This is a genomic window from Streptomyces sp. NBC_01171 (assembly GCF_045039805.1).
Lineage (GTDB): Bacteria > Actinomycetota > Actinomycetes > Streptomycetales > Streptomycetaceae > Streptomyces.
Genome location: NZ_CP108609.1, coordinates 4,534,138 through 4,546,843, shown reverse-complemented (window position 1 = coordinate 4,546,843; position 12,706 = coordinate 4,534,138). Strand labels below are relative to the sequence as shown.

Sequence of the window (12,706 nt, the reverse complement as noted above, 5' to 3'; positions counted from 1 at the left end):
GTCGTCCATTGTCCCTCACCTCACCCGTGCCCCTCCCCCTACGGGGCGGATCATGTTCGGGTACCGGACGGATCATGTAGGGGTCATTAGTTAGCCGCACTATCGAAGCGCGTACGATGGGGCGCATGCCCGAGCTGAGTCACCGGCGGCGGATACTGGTGCTCGCGATCTGCTGCATGAGCCTGCTGATCGTGAGCCTGGACAACACCGCCCTGAACGTCGCGCTGCCCTCGATGCAGCGCGAACTGCACGCCACCACCTCCGGCCTCCAGTGGACGATCGACGCCTACACGCTGGTGCTGGCATCGCTGCTGATGCTGGCGGGGTCCACGGCGGACCGGATCGGCCGCAAACGGGTCTTCATGGCGGGGCTGGTGATCTTCACCGCCGGTTCCCTGCTCTGCTCGCTCGCGCCGAACCTGGAACTCCTCGTGGTGTTCCGCATGGTCCAGGCGGTCGGTGGCTCGATGCTCAACCCGGTCGCCATGTCGATCATCACCAACACCTTCACCGACCCGCGCGAACGGGCGCGGGCGATCGGCGCGTGGGGCGCGGTGGTCGGCATCTCCATGGCCGCCGGTCCGCTGGCGGGCGGGCTGCTGGTGGAGTCGGTCGGCTGGCGCTCGATCTTCTGGGTCAACCTGCCGGTCGGACTCGCCGCCCTGCTGCTCACGCTGCGCTTCGTCCCCGAGTCCCGCGCGCCCCGGCCGCGCCGCCCGGACCCGGTCGGCCAGGTGCTGGTGATCGCCCTCTTCGGCTCACTGACGTACGCGATCATCGAGGCGCCGAACGCGAGCCTCACCGAGGTGCTCCCCTTCGCCGCCGTGGCCGTCGCGGCCCTGCTGGCCCTCCTGATCTACGAGCCCCGGCGCGCCGAACCCCTCATCGACCTGCGCTTCTTCCATTCGGCGCCGTTCAGCGGGGCGACCGGGATAGCGGTGAGCGCCTTCGCCGCGCTGGGCGGGTTCCTCTTCCTGTCCACGCTGTACCTCCAGAACGTACGCGGTCTCGACGCCCTGCACGCCGGCCTGTGGATGCTGCCCATGGCGGTGCCGACCCTGGTGTGCGCCCCGCTGTCCGGACGGCTGGTCGGCAGCCGGGGGCCGCGGCTGCCCCTGCTGATCGCGGGTGCGGCGATGACGGTGAGCGGCCTGCTCTTCGCCCTCTTCGAGGCCGAGACCTCCGACGTCACGCTCTTCCTCGGCTACGTCCTCTTCGGCATCGGCTTCGGCTTCGTCAACGCCCCCATCACCAACACCGCCGTCTCCGGCATGCCCCGCGCCCAGGCGGGCGTCGCGGCCGCGGTCGCCTCCACCAGCCGCCAGCTCGGCCAGACCCTCGGCGTCGCCGTGATCGGCGCGGTCCTGGCCGCGGGCATCGGCACCTCCCCCTACCGCGACACCTTCGTCTCCGCCGCCCGCACCGGCTGGTGGATTCTCGCCGCGTGCGGCGCTGCGGTCTTGATCCTCGGCCTCCTGACGAGCGGCCGCTGGGCCCACCGGACAGCGGAGCGGACGGCTGAGCGGCTGGAGACGGAGGAGGTCCGGCAGCCGGCGGGGGTGTCCTGACCTCGGCCGGCTGCCGCCCTCACCCCTCCAGCGCCATCGCGTGCAGCTTCTCCAGGCGCTCTCGGGACTCCTCGTTCTTGGGCGGGTAGATCACTATGCGCGGGCCTGGGTCCGGGGAGAGCCAGAGGTCGGTGTGTTCCAGGGTGAGATGGCCTACTTGGCGGTTGAGGAACTCCTTGGTCTTGGAGCGGTTGCCGACCACCTCGTAGCGCTCCCAGTGCTCGCGGAACTCGGGGTATGCCTGGAGGCGCTTGAGGAGCATCTTCCAGGCGGGTTCGCCCAGGTGTCCGGCGAGCGAGGCGCGCAGCCGGGCCGCCATCAGCCGCAGGGCCTCGTCGAGGTGGACGATGGAGGAGCGCCACTCGGGGTTGGAGTAGGCGAGGAGGATGCAGTTGCGGTCCTCGGGCGCGACGGCGTCCATGTCGCACAGCAGCCGGGCATAGGTGCGGTTGTAGGCCAGGATGTCGTACCGGCTGTTCTGCACCGCCGCCGGGAACGGCTCCATCTGGCGCAGGGTCGCGCGCAGCGCCGGGGTGATGCTGGGGCAGATCGCGGCGGGCGTCGGGTCGGCGGCCCCGGCCAACTGGAAGAGGTGGGCGCGCTCGCTGGGGTCCAGCATCAGGCTGCGCGCGAGGGCGTCGAGGACCTGCACGGACACCTGGATGTTGCGGGCCTGCTCGAGCCAGGTGTACCAGGTCACGCCCACTGCGGAGAGCTGCGCGACCTCCTCCCGGCGCAGACCCGGCGTACGCCGCCGGGCCCCGCGCGGCAGCCCCACCTGCTCCGGGGTGATCCGCTCGCGGCGGCTGCGCAGGAACGCGGCCAGCTCGTGGCGGCGGATCTCCGCACCCTTCACCTCGGGGGTGGCGCTTTCCTGGGCCATGGTCGTCATGGTTCCAGGGTGCCTCCGCCCGGACCCCGTTGCCAGGTACTCCTGCCACCAGGATGAGCGCCCGCCACTACCAGGCTCCGGGCGGGACAAGGGCCGTCCGAGGGCATTGGCGGGTACTTCCGGTACCAGGATCGGCACACTCTGGTACCCGTCTGAGGGTGGGCGCACGCTCGGGGGCATGACCGAGACCACCCTCTCCACCGCGCCGGCCGTACGCGCTCCGGCGGCGGCGCCCACCCTGAGCGGGGCGGGCCTGGTGACCGTCCTGCTGGCCGCCTCGCTCCCCCTGGTCGACTTCTTCATCGTCAACGTCGCCCTCCCCGCCATCGGCAGCGATCTCTCCGCGAGCGAGTCCCTGCTGGAGCTGGTCGTGGCCGGGTACGGCGTCACGTACGCCGTCCTGCTCGTGCTCGGCGGGCGCCTCGGTGACCTGTTCGGCAGGCGTCGGCTGTTCATCGGCGGGATGGCCGCCTTCGGGCTGACCTCGCTGGCGTGCGGGCTGGCCCCGGACGCGTGGACCCTGGTCGCGGCGCGGGCCGCGCAGGGCGCGTCGGCCGCGCTGATGCTGCCGCAGGTGCTCGCCACCATCCAGTCCACCACCGCCGGTGGCCGCCGCGCCCGCGCGATGAGCCTGTACGGCGCGACGGCCGGCCTGTCCATGGTGGTGGGCCAGATCCTCGGCGGTGTCCTGGTCGCGGCGGACATCGCCGGCACCGGCTGGCGCTCGATCTTCCTGGTGAACGTGCCCGTGGTCGTGCTCGGCCTGGTCCTCGCCGTCCGCCACGTCCCCGACACCCGCGCCCGGCACCCCGAGCCGGTCGACGTCCCCGGCACCGTCCTGCTGGCGGTGGCCCTGCTGGCGCTGCTCGCCCCGCTGACCGAGGGCCGCGCGACGGGCTGGCCGCTGTGGACGTGGGTCTCGCTCGCCGTGTTCCCGGTGGCGGGGTGGGCGTTCTGGACGGTGGAACGGCGCCTGGACCGGCTGGGCCGCACCCCGCTGCTGCCTCCGAGCCTGTTCGCCACCCTGTCGCTGCGACGGGGGCTGCTGATCGTGGTGCCGTTCTGCCTGGGCTTCAGTGGGTTCATGTTCGTCATCGCGCTGGGCCTCCAACAGGGCGCGGGTCTGGGTCCGGTACGTGCGGGTCTGGCACTGGCGCCGATGGCGGTCTCCTTCCTCCTCGTCTCGCTGGCCGGGCCCCGGCTGATCGCCCGCTTCGGCACGCGGGTGGTGGGCGCCGGGGCGGTGCTCCAGGGCGTGGGTGTGCTGCTGATCGTGCTGGCCGTGTGGCGGGACTGGCCCGGTCTGGGGCTCGCCGGCCTGCTGCCCGGCGCCGCCGTCGCCGGGGCGGGTCAGGCGCTCCAGCTCCCCAATCTGCTGCGGATCGTGCTCTCCGAGGTCCCGGCCGCCCGTGCCGGGGTGAGCAGCGGGGTGCTGGCGACGACCCAGCAGGCATCGTTCGCCCTGGGCGTTGCCACCCTGGGCGCGCTCTTCCTCACCCTGGTCCCGCACCTCGGCATGCGGGACGCCCTGCTGATCGCTCTGGTCACCCAGCTCACGGCGATCCTCACCACCGGTCTGCTGAGCCTGCGCCTGCCCCGCGAGGTGGGTTGAGCCGGACCCGTGTGAGAGTTCCCACGCGGGGTTCCGTCCCTCGCTCCGCCCCGTGTGCCGCACACTCCGGGCATGACCGACAACAGAATCGGCACCAGCGTGCGCCGATGGGACCGGCACGGCCGGGAACACGTCGTACGGGTGGAACGGGCCGGACTCCAGCGGACCTTCGGCTGCGGCACCTGCGGCTGGCGCCGGGGTACCCGGCACCTGCCCTGGACGCCGACGGACGAGCACCCGGCGACGGAGCACCTGGCCGAGGCCCACCAGGCGACGCTGGACCCGGCCCGGCGATGAGCCTGCCGGAGCCCTGCTCCCTCGGACCACGGGCTCCGGGCACGACGGATGGCATGGTCACCATCGCCCTACCGCCCAGGTGCCGAGCCCGAGTGCCGGTCTCGTGGCACCCGGCGCAAGCCGACCGGGCGACACCGCACCCCGAGCGGCGATGAGTTCACGGCGCCGTGGGAGTCGTACCCCATGACGACCCGCGCCGACCGGAAGGCCAGCCCCATGACCGCACTGCACGACACCCTGCGCCGGTATGTGGACGACGGGAGCCTGCCCGGCGCGGTCGGCCTCGTCGCCGTGGGGGACGAGGTGGAGGCGGTGGCCGTCGGGTCCACGGACACCCGCCGGACCGTGCCGCTGGAGCGGGACTCGCTGTTCCGGCTCGCCTCCATCACCAAGCCCGTGACCGCCGCCGCGCTGCTGATGCTCGTCGACGAGGGGCTGGTCGGCCTGGACGACCCGGTGTCGCGCTGGCTGCCCGAGCTGGCCGCGCCGATGGTGGTGCGCACGCCCGAGTCACCGGTGGACGACCTGGTGCCGGCCGAGCGGCCCATCACCGTGGAGCACGTGCTCAGTTCCCGGTGCGGATGGGGGTTCCCACCGGACTTCTCACTGCCCGCCGTGGCCCCGCTGTTCGAGCTGCAGCGCGGCGGGTTCGCCCCGCACGCGGTGCCCGCCATGGACGAGCTGCTGGCCGACCTCGCCAAGGTGCCGCTCCTCCACCAGCCCGGTGAGGCCTGGCTCTACAACACCTCCTCCGATCTTCAGGGCGCCCTGATCGCACGGGCGACGGGCCGGACACTGCCGGACTTCCTGGCCGAGCGGATCTTCGAGCCACTCGGCATGAAGGACACGGGCTTCTCCGTGCCGGAACGGGACCTGCACCGGCTGCCCACCGCCTACCAGCCCGGTCCCGATGGCGCCCTCAAGGTGGCCGAAGCCTTCGACGGCGGCTGGGACCGGCTCCCCGCCTTCCCCTCCGGCGCCGGCGGCCTGGTCTCCACCGCCGACGACTACCTGGCCTTCGCCCGGATGCTGCTGGCCGGCGGCGAAGCGGCCGGTGAGAAGGGCGGCCGCACGCTGCTCTCGCCGGAGTCCGTCGCTCGGATGACCAGCGACCAGCTCACCCCGGCCCAGCGAAAGAGCAGTCCGCTCTTCCTGGAGAGCCAGGGCTGGGGCTACGGCGGCTCGGTCGACATCGACCGCACCGAACCGTGGAACGTGCCCGGCCGCTACGGCTGGGTCGGCGGCACCGGCACCGCGGCCCATCTGGTCCCTGCCACCGGCAAGGTGACCGTGCTGCTCACCCAGGTCGCCATGACCGGCCCGACCCCGCCCGCGGTGATGCGGGACTTCTGGCGAGTCACGGCCTGACGCGGCTCACGGCCTGGCAGGGGCGCCCAGCCCCCGTATCAGCAGGTCCACGATCACCTTGAAGTCCTCCTCGATACCGGGCTGCTGCCATTCGCGCGCGTAACAGGGGTCGTGGAAACGGGCGGTGGCCTGGAAGACGGCGCGGGCCTCGGCGGCCGGGTCCGCGGCCCGGAAGGTGCCGGACTCGGCGCCGTCCTCGATGATCCGGGCGAGTTGGTCGGTGAGGTCGGTGATGTGCTCACCGACCGTCACGCCGCTCTCCTCGGCCAGCACGCTGTAGGTGGCGAACAGCTCGGGATCGTCACCCGCCTTGCGTCGCTTGGCCTCGAACAGGGCGGCGAGCCAGTCCCGCAGCCGCCGCTCGACGGGGGTCTCCTCACCGGCGATGACCGCGAGCCGCTCCGAGCTGCGGTCCAGCCAGCGCTTGGTGACCGCCTCCCGCAGCGCCGCCTTGGTACGGAAGTGGCGGTAGACACTGCCGTGGCTGACGCCGAGAGCGCGGGCCACGTCGACCACGGTGGCCTTGGCCGGTCCGTGGCGGCGCAGCACCTCCTCGGTTGCCTCGAGGATGCGCTCGGCGGTCAGGGTCTCGGTCGCTGCCATGCCTAGACCGTACCCGGCGCGCCGGTCACCGGTTCCTGCTCATCGCTCGCTGTCCAGCATGGCCATCTGCGCGGGCGCGTACCGCTCGCCGGCCGCCGCGTCGGCCGGGACGGCCTCCTCGATGGCGGCGAGGTCGGCCGCGTCCAGGGTGATGTCCAGGGCGCCCAGCGCCTCGGACAGCCGCTCGCGGGTGCGGGAGCCGATCACCGGCACGATGTCGGAGCCCTGGGCGAGGACCCAGGCGATGGCGATCTGGGCGACCGTGGCCCCCTTCTCTTCCGCGATCTTGCGGAGGGAGTCGACCAGGCTGAGGTTGTGCCGGAAGTTGTCGCCCTGGAAGCGGGGCGAGAAGGCGCGGAAGTCATCGGCGGCGAAGTCGCGGTCGGCCGAGATGTGGTTGGAGAGCAGGCCGCGGGAGAGCACGCCGTACGCGGTGACGCCGATGCCCAGCTCGCGCAGGGTGGGGAGGATCTCCCGCTCGATGCCGCGCGAGATCAGCGCGTACTCGATCTGGAGGTCGGAGATCGGGGCCGTGGCGGCGGCACGGCGGATGGTGTCTGGGCCGACCTCGCTGAGGCCGATGTGCTTCACCCACCCCTTCTCCACCAGTTCCGCGACGGCGCCGACCGTCTCCTCGATCGGGACGTCCGGGTCGAGGCGGGAGGGGCGGTAGATGTCGATGTGGTCCACGCCGAGGCGCTGGAGGGAGTAGGCGGCGAAGGTCTTCACCGCTGCGGGCCGGCCGTCGAAGCCCAGCCAGGCGCCGTCCGGGTCGCGCAGGGCGCCGAACTTCACGCTCAGCACCGCATCGTCACGGAGGTGGGCCGGGGCGGTGCGCAGGGCTTCGCCGACCAGCATTTCGTTGTGACCCATGGCGTAGAAGTCGCCGGTGTCGAGGAGGGTGACGCCTGCTTCCAGAGCGGCGTGCACCGTGCGGACGGCTTCCGGGCGGTCCGCTTCTCCGTACATGCCCGACATGCCCATGCAGCCCAGGCCGAGGGCGGAGACCTGGGGGCCGGTGGTTCCGAGATTTCGCGTGGAGATCGTCATGCGTCCAGCTTGGCACGTGGACTGACAGAATTCAATATCTGTCAGTTGTTAGTTGTCAGCGGATTCCGGGCAGACCCCGTACAGACACGAAAAAGCCCACCCTCCGACCCGGAGGACCGGGCGGGAGGGTGGGCGGAAATGCGAAGGTCAGGCGCCGATCAGACGCGCGGCGAGGTAGCCCTCGATCTGGTCGAGGGAGACCCGCTCCTGCTTCATGGTGTCGCGCTCGCGCACGGTCACCGCGTTGTCCTCGAGCGTGTCGAAGTCGACGGTCACGCAGAAGGGGGTACCGATCTCGTCCTGACGGCGGTAGCGGCGGCCGATGGCGCCGGCGTCGTCGAAGTCGATGTTCCAGTTCTGGCGCAGCGCCTGGGCGAGACCCTTGGCCTTCGGAGACAGCTCGGGGTTGCGGGAGAGCGGGAGCACCGCGACCTTGACCGGCGCGAGGCGGTGGTCGAGGCGCAGCACGACGCGCTTCTCCATCTTGCCCTTGGCGTTGGGCGCCTCGTCCTCGGTGTAGGCGTCGAGGAGGAAGGCCAGCATGGTGCGGCCGACACCGGCGGCGGGCTCGATGACGTAGGGGGTCCAGCGCTCGCCGGCCTCCTGGTCGAAGTAGGAGAGGTCCTGGCCGGACGCCTTGGCGTGAGCGCCGAGGTCGTAGTCCGTGCGGTTGGCGACACCCTCCAGCTCGCCCCACTCCGAGCCGCCGAACGAGAAGCGGTACTCGATGTCGGCGGTGCGCTTGGAGTAGTGGGAGAGCTTCTCCTTCGGGTGCTCGAACCAGCGCATGTTCTCCTCGCGCAGACCGAGACCCGTGTACCAGTTCCAGCGCTGCTGCATCCAGTACTCCTGCCACTCCTCGTCCTCGCCCGGCTTGACGAAGAACTCCATCTCCATCTGCTCGAACTCGCGGGTCCGGAAGATGAAGTTGCCGGGCGTGATCTCGTTGCGGAAGGACTTGCCCATCTGGGCGATGCCGAAGGGCGGCTTGCGGCGCGAAGTGGTCTGCACCTGGGCGAAGTTGGTGAAGATGCCCTGGGCGGTCTCGGGACGCAGGTAGGCGACGGAGCCGGAGTCCTGGGTCGGGCCGAGGTGGGTGGAGAGCAGGCCGGAGAACTGCTTGGGCTCGGTGAAGGTGCCCTTGTTGCCGCAGTTCGGGCAGTTGAGGTCGGCCAGGCCGTTCGCCGGGGCGTGGCCCTTCTTCTCCTCGTACGCCTCTTCCAGGTGGTCCGCGCGGAACCGCTTGTGACACGAGGTGCACTCGGTCAGCGGGTCCGTGAAGGTGGCGACGTGACCGGAGGCGACCCAGACCTCGGGGGCCAGGATGACGGACGAGTCGATACCGACCACGTCCTCGCGCGACGTCACCATGTAGCGCCACCACTGACGCTTGATGTTCTCCTTGAGCTCGACACCCAGCGGTCCGTAGTCCCAGGCGGCACGCTGTCCGCCGTAGATCTCACTGCAGGGGAAAACGAAGCCACGGCGCTTGCTCAGGCTGACGATGGTGTCGATCTTGTCGGCGGCCACGGTGCTCTCTTCATTACGACGACGGGCGTTGAAGCGAGATGCTTCCAGCGAATGATTCAGGTTACCGGCGCATGCTCCCCCACGGCCAAATCGGCCCCCGCCGGCCCCCCTCCCGAAGCCGTCGAAGCCCGCCCGAACCCTTACCAAGCCGACCCGGAGAATCCGCGTCGCGGGCTCCGGACGGTCAGCTTGTTGACAATCGTTTCCAACTTTGTTGAAAATGACTGTCATGAACGTACGACGACGCCTCATATCCGGGTCCGCGATAGCGGCCGTCACCGCGCTGGGCCTGGGGACACTGTCCGCCTGCTCGGACAGCAGCGCCGCCTCGGGGGACACGGGGAAGTTCGACGTCGTCGCCTCGTTCTATCCGATGGCCTACCTCGCGGAGCGGATCGGCGGGGACCACGCGCACGTGACCACCCTGACCTCGCCGGGCCAGGAGCCGCACGACCTGGAGATCAGCCCGCGGCAGATAGGCGGCCTGGAGCGTGCCGACGCCGTCCTCTATCTGAAGGGGCTCCAGCCGTCGGTGGACAAGGCGGTGGACCAGTCGCCGGTGAAGACGAAGATCGACGCGGCCACCCTGACCACGCTGGAGGAGCACGGCACCGAGGTCGGGGGTCATGCCGCCGGGCACGAGGACGAGCACGCGGACCACGACCACGAGGGGGAGAACGGCGAGGACCCGCACATCTGGCTCGACCCGGTGCGGTACGCCGAGGTGGCCCAGGGTGTCGGCCGGGCCTTCGAGAAGGCGGACCCGGACCACGCGGCGGACTACAAGAAGAACACCGCGGCCCTGGTGAAGCAGTTGGACAAGCTGAACACCGACTTCAGGGAGGGTCTGGCGCACACCCGGTCCAAGGTCTTCATCACGACCCACGCGGCCTTCGGTTACCTCGCCGAGCGCTACGGCCTCACCGAGGAGGCGATCAGCGGGCTCGACCCCGAGTCCGAGCCGAGCGGGGCCCGGGTGCGGGACCTCCAGAAGCTGGCCGAGGCGGACGGGGTGTCCACCGTGTTCTACGAGACGCTGGTCAGCGACAAGACCGCGAAGACCGTCGCCGGGGACGCGGGCCTGACGACCGATGTGCTCGACCCGATCGAGGGCATCACGAAGAAGTCGCGCGGCCAGGACTACCTCGCCGTCCAGCGGGCCAACCTCAAGGCCCTCCAGAGCGCCCTGGGGTCCAAGTGACGGGCCAAGTGACCGCTGCCGAGCGAGAGTCGGCGTCCGTGCTGACCCTGCGGGACGTGCGGGCCGAGCTGGGCGGGCGGCCGGTGCTGCGGGGCATCGACCTGAGCGTGCGGCCCGGTGAGGTCGTCGCGCTGCTCGGGGCCAACGGTTCGGGCAAGTCCACGGCCGTGCGGACCGCGATCGGGCAGGTGCCGGCCACCTCCGGTGCCGTCGAGCTGTTCGGGACGCCGCTGCGGTCCTTCCGTGAGTGGGCCCGCGTCGGCTATGTCCCCCAGCGCACCTCAGCCGCCGGGGGCGTACCGGCCACGGTGTCCGAGATCGTGTCCTCGGGACGGCTGGCCCGGACCCGCTTCGGGTTCTTCCGCAAGGCGGACCGGGAGGCGGTGGAGCGGGCGCTGGAGCTGGTCGGCATGGCGGACCGGGCCAAGGACTCGGTGACGGCGCTCTCCGGGGGCCAGCATCAACGGGTGCTGATCGCCCGTGCGCTGGTGTCCGAGCCGGAGCTGTTGATCATGGACGAACCGATGGCGGGCGTCGACCTCGCCAGCCAGGAGGTACTGGCCGCGACCCTGCGCGAGCAGGTCGCCGCCGGGGCGACCGTTCTGCTGGTGCTGCACGAACTGGGCCCGCTGGAGCCGCTGATCGACCGCGCGGTGGTGCTGCGGGACGGCTGTGTGCTGCACGACGGGCCGCCGCCGAAGGCCGTCGGCCAGCACGCCCTGCCCGGCCACGACCACGTGCATCCGCACGAGGGCGCCGAACCGATCCGTACGGGACTGCTGAGCTGATGGACTTCCTGAACTACGCCTTCATGCAGCGGGCACTGCTCGCGGCCGTCCTGGTCGGCGTCATCGCCCCGGCGATCGGTATCTACCTCGTCCAGCGCCGCCAGCCGCTGATGGGCGACGGCATCGGGCACGTGGCGATGACCGGCGTCGGCCTCGGCTTCCTGCTGAACTCGTCGCCGGTCTGGATGGCGACCCTCGTCTCCGTGGCGGGGTCGGTGCTGATGGAGCTGATCCGCTGGTACGGCAGGACGCGGGGCGACATAGCCCTCGCCATGCTCTTCTACGGCGGTATGGCGGGCGGTGTGCTCTTCGTCAACCTCGCGCCCGGCGGGTCCAACGCCAACCTCACGTCCTACCTCTTCGGCTCGCTGTCCACCGTGGCGCCGGCCGACGTGACCGCGATCATCGTGCTCGGCGCGGCCGTGGTCGCCGTGACGCTGGGGCTGCGGCGGCAGTTGTTCGCCGTCAGCCAGGACGAGGAGTTCGCGCGGGTCACCGGGCTGCCGGTGCGGGCCCTGAACCTGCTCGTCGCGGTCACCGCGGCGGTCACCGTCACCGTGGCGATGCGCGTCGTCGGCCTGATCCTGGTGTCGGCCCTCATGGTCGTGCCCGTAGCCGCCGCCCAGCAACTGACCCGCAGCTTCGCGGCCACCTTCGCGATAGCGGTCGCCTTGGGCGTGACGGTGTCCATCGGCGGCACGATCACCTCGTTCTACGAGGACGTCCCCCCGGGCGCCACGATCGTCCTCCTCACCATCGCCGCCTTCGCCCTCATGACCGCCCTGGCCACCCCCCTGGCCCGCCGTCGCGCCCGAGCGGCCCGCCCGGCCGGGGACCCGGTCGAGTGCGCGATCCCGGCGACGCGGACGGCGGGGGACGAGGTCGGCGTCTGACTTCGGGTCCCCTCACCCGGTCGGCTGGGGACCGGGGGGCAGCGCCTGACCTCCCGGACCCCGGACCTCGCGGAGCCCGGGGCCCAGACCGGCCGCGACCCGCCCTGACGGAAGCCCGCACCTCGGCGCTCGCGGGAAACCATGACCGATGACCGCACCGGACGCCCCCGACTCACCACAGCCCGCCCGAGCGCCACTCCCCACCACGCGACCGGCCGGTGACGAGGGCGGCGGTCAGGCCGCAAGGGGGCCAGAGAGCCGACCCCCTGCGAAAGGCCCCCAGGGGACACGCCGGTCCCCCCTCAGCTCCGGCCCAGCGCATGCTCCCGGCTTCCGCGCCTGACCGCCGGCGGTCCGGGCTGGCACAATGGGCCGGTCAGAGGCGCAGACATGAGGAGGCACCCGGTGACGACCGCTGGACCGCCCGTGAAGGGCCGTGCGACGAAGCAGCGCGCGGCGGTGGCGGCGGCCCTCGACGAGGTCGACGAGTTCCGCAGCGCGCAGGATCTCCACGACATGCTCAAGCACAAGGGCGACTCGGTCGGGCTCACCACCGTCTACCGCACCCTCCAGTCCCTCGCCGACGCCGGTGAGGTCGACGTGCTGCGCACCTCGGAGGGCGAGTCGGTCTACCGGCGCTGCTCGACGGGCGAGCACCACCACCACCTGGTCTGCCGCACGTGCGGCAAGGCGGTCGAGGTGGAGGGCCCCGCGGTGGAGAAGTGGGCCGAGGCCATCGCCTCCGAGCACGGTTACGTGAACGTCGCCCACACGGTGGAGATCTTCGGCACCTGCGCGGACTGCGCGGAAGCCACCGGCTGAGCCGGCCGACCCCGCACGCCAAGAACGCCCCCTGCCGGACCGGCAGGGGGCGTTCTGGCATCAACTCACGCGCAGGGGACGG

12 protein-coding genes are annotated in these 12,706 nt (G+C 71.4%); 8 read left to right on the top strand and 4 right to left on the bottom strand.

The features are described from left to right. Positions 1-125: 125 nt before the first annotated feature. Positions 126-1,568 carry an MFS transporter gene (locus OG448_RS20930; protein WP_405555919.1) on the top strand — a complete coding sequence of 481 codons (1,443 nt, stop codon included), beginning with the start codon at positions 126-128 and terminating at the stop codon, positions 1,566-1,568. A gap of 19 nt (positions 1,569-1,587) precedes the next feature. On the opposite strand, the gene OG448_RS20925 is transcribed toward OG448_RS20930, so the two are convergent. Continuing rightward, a complete protein-coding gene (locus OG448_RS20925; protein ID WP_405555918.1) occupies positions 1,588-2,460 on the bottom strand; it encodes a helix-turn-helix transcriptional regulator in 873 nt (290 codons plus the stop codon). Between the two features lie 178 nt (positions 2,461-2,638). Here OG448_RS20925 and OG448_RS20920 point away from each other — a divergent pair, with 178 nt between their 5' ends. From OG448_RS20920 to OG448_RS20910, 3 genes are all read left to right on the top strand, one after another. Then, a complete protein-coding gene (locus OG448_RS20920) occupies positions 2,639-4,072 on the top strand; it encodes an MFS transporter (RefSeq protein WP_405555916.1) in 1,434 nt (477 codons plus the stop codon). 72 nt (positions 4,073-4,144) lie between these two features. Continuing rightward, a complete protein-coding gene (locus OG448_RS20915; RefSeq protein WP_086694440.1) occupies positions 4,145-4,369 on the top strand; it encodes a hypothetical protein in 225 nt (74 codons plus the stop codon). Between the two features lie 216 nt (positions 4,370-4,585). Continuing rightward, positions 4,586-5,737, top strand: coding sequence for a serine hydrolase domain-containing protein (locus OG448_RS20910; RefSeq protein WP_405558877.1), 1,152 nt, complete (start codon positions 4,586-4,588; stop codon positions 5,735-5,737). A 6-nt stretch (positions 5,738-5,743) separates the two neighbouring features. Here the strand turns inward: OG448_RS20910 and OG448_RS20905 are convergent, their stop codons facing one another. The 3 genes from OG448_RS20905 to OG448_RS20895 form a co-directional block, all read right to left on the bottom strand. Further along, the gene (locus OG448_RS20905) at positions 5,744-6,340 is read right to left on the bottom strand and encodes a TetR/AcrR family transcriptional regulator (RefSeq protein ID WP_405555914.1); all 597 of its coding nucleotides are present in this window, start codon (positions 6,338-6,340) and stop codon (positions 5,744-5,746) included. Between the two features lie 39 nt (positions 6,341-6,379). Next, positions 6,380-7,390 carry an aldo/keto reductase gene (locus tag OG448_RS20900; protein WP_405555913.1) on the bottom strand — a complete coding sequence of 337 codons (1,011 nt, stop codon included), beginning with the start codon at positions 7,388-7,390 and terminating at the stop codon, positions 6,380-6,382. Positions 7,391-7,537: 147 nt separating this feature from the next. Further along, complete coding sequence (locus tag OG448_RS20895; RefSeq protein WP_018545240.1) at positions 7,538-8,920, bottom strand: glycine--tRNA ligase; 1,383 nt, start codon at positions 8,918-8,920, stop codon at positions 7,538-7,540. A gap of 229 nt (positions 8,921-9,149) precedes the next feature. On the opposite strand from OG448_RS20895, the gene OG448_RS20890 reads away from it, so the two are divergent. The 4 genes from OG448_RS20890 to OG448_RS20875 all read left to right on the top strand — a co-directional run bounded on the left by OG448_RS20890 (position 9,150) and on the right by OG448_RS20875 (position 12,624). After that, positions 9,150-10,121 (top strand): metal ABC transporter substrate-binding protein, encoded by a 972-nt coding sequence (locus OG448_RS20890; protein WP_405555911.1) that lies wholly within the window; start codon positions 9,150-9,152, stop codon positions 10,119-10,121. Between the two features lie 8 nt (positions 10,122-10,129). Further along, positions 10,130-10,909: a metal ABC transporter ATP-binding protein gene (locus OG448_RS20885; RefSeq protein WP_405555909.1), complete on the top strand. Its 780-nt coding sequence runs from the start codon at positions 10,130-10,132 to the stop codon at positions 10,907-10,909. Next, a complete protein-coding gene (locus OG448_RS20880) occupies positions 10,909-11,802 on the top strand; it encodes a metal ABC transporter permease (protein WP_405555907.1) in 894 nt (297 codons plus the stop codon). The genes OG448_RS20885 and OG448_RS20880 overlap by 1 nt, the downstream gene beginning before the upstream one ends. Positions 11,803-12,207: 405 nt before the next feature. Beyond that, on the top strand, positions 12,208-12,624 hold the full coding sequence (locus OG448_RS20875; protein WP_405555905.1) for a Fur family transcriptional regulator: 417 nt from the start codon (positions 12,208-12,210) through the stop codon (positions 12,622-12,624). Positions 12,625-12,706 lie beyond the last annotated feature (82 nt).

Excerpts from the sequence above, each read along its gene's own strand:
- OG448_RS20930 (WP_405555919.1), top strand. The coding sequence starts at position 126 with ATGCCCGAGCTGAGTCACCGGCGGCGGATACTGGTGCTCGCGATCTGC.
- OG448_RS20925 (WP_405555918.1), bottom strand. The coding sequence starts at position 2,460 with ATGACGACCATGGCCCAGGAAAGCGCCACCCCCGAGGTGAAGGGTGCG.
- OG448_RS20920 (WP_405555916.1), top strand. The coding sequence starts at position 2,639 with ATGACCGAGACCACCCTCTCCACCGCGCCGGCCGTACGCGCTCCGGCG.
- OG448_RS20915 (WP_086694440.1), top strand. The coding sequence starts at position 4,145 with ATGACCGACAACAGAATCGGCACCAGCGTGCGCCGATGGGACCGGCAC.
- OG448_RS20910 (WP_405558877.1), top strand. The coding sequence starts at position 4,586 with ATGACCGCACTGCACGACACCCTGCGCCGGTATGTGGACGACGGGAGC.
- OG448_RS20905 (WP_405555914.1), bottom strand. The coding sequence starts at position 6,340 with ATGGCAGCGACCGAGACCCTGACCGCCGAGCGCATCCTCGAGGCAACC.
- OG448_RS20900 (WP_405555913.1), bottom strand. The coding sequence starts at position 7,390 with ATGACGATCTCCACGCGAAATCTCGGAACCACCGGCCCCCAGGTCTCC.
- OG448_RS20890 (WP_405555911.1), top strand. The coding sequence starts at position 9,150 with ATGAACGTACGACGACGCCTCATATCCGGGTCCGCGATAGCGGCCGTC.
- OG448_RS20880 (WP_405555907.1), top strand. The coding sequence starts at position 10,909 with ATGGACTTCCTGAACTACGCCTTCATGCAGCGGGCACTGCTCGCGGCC.